Source organism: Oleiphilus sp. HI0132, from assembly GCF_001635845.1.
The window spans coordinates 1-899 of record NZ_LWGJ01000084.1 but is presented as its reverse complement, the minus strand read 5'-3'; the positions used below and the strand labels follow the sequence as shown (position 1 = coordinate 899).

1 protein-coding gene is annotated in these 899 nt (G+C 43.6%); it reads left to right on the top strand.

Translation table 11 applies throughout. The features are described 5' to 3' along the window. Positions 1–880: XrtA/PEP-CTERM system histidine kinase PrsK (gene prsK, locus A3766_RS01165; RefSeq protein WP_156508590.1), on the top strand; the 880-nt coding region annotated here is incomplete at its 5' end. Between the last annotated feature and the right edge of the window lie 19 nt (positions 881–899).

Genomic DNA, 899 nt, shown 5'->3' with positions numbered 1-899 from the left:
AAGCAAATATAAGCTGATCGAAATTCCGGAAAGCATGCTTCACCTCGAGCACCCATGGCTGATTCTGCCCCTTGGGGTCGGTGAAAACCTATCCGGATTAGTCTTGCTATGTGAACCCATCGCAACGATTGACCTAAACTGGGAGAATTACGACCTGTTGAAAATTGTTTCTCAGCAAGCATGTAGCTACATTGTTCAAAGTGACTCTCAGGAAAAGCTAGGTACTGCCATGCAGTTCGAAGCGGTAAATAAAGCATCTGCCTTTCTGGTTCATGATATAAAGACCATTATCGCGCAGCTATCTTTGCTCGTTAAGAATGCCGAAAAGCACAAATCCAACCCTGCTTTTGTTGACGATATGATTCGCACGACAAGCCATACAGTCGAGAAAATGGATCACCTGCTACAGCAAATTCATAATCCAAACCAGAACAATGAGGAAGCTTCCGTTGAGCTAGGTGAAATATTGCTAGAGATCTACCAAAGTCATAAAAAATCTAGCCCATCCCCGTCTTTAGAAGCACTTGAGCAGCCAATATGGATACATGCAGACAAAGAACAACTGCGTTCCGCAATAGGGCATATCGTTCAAAATGCCATAGATGCGACCGACAAAGCAGGAGAGGTCTCCATTGCCAGCAAGCAAACTTCCGAGCATATCTTTCTTTTTATACAAGACAGCGGCATTGGTATGAGCGAAGAGTTCATTCAGAACCAATTATTTAAGCCTTTTGAAAGTACCAAAGGCCTTACGGGTATGGGAATCGGCGTGTACCAAAGCCGTGAATATTTAAGAAAACTAGGCGGCACAATCAGCGTCACGAGCCAGATAGAAGTAGGCACCTGCTTCACCTTAAAAATTCCTCTGGCTAAAGGTTAATTCAAGGGTAAAATTTCAA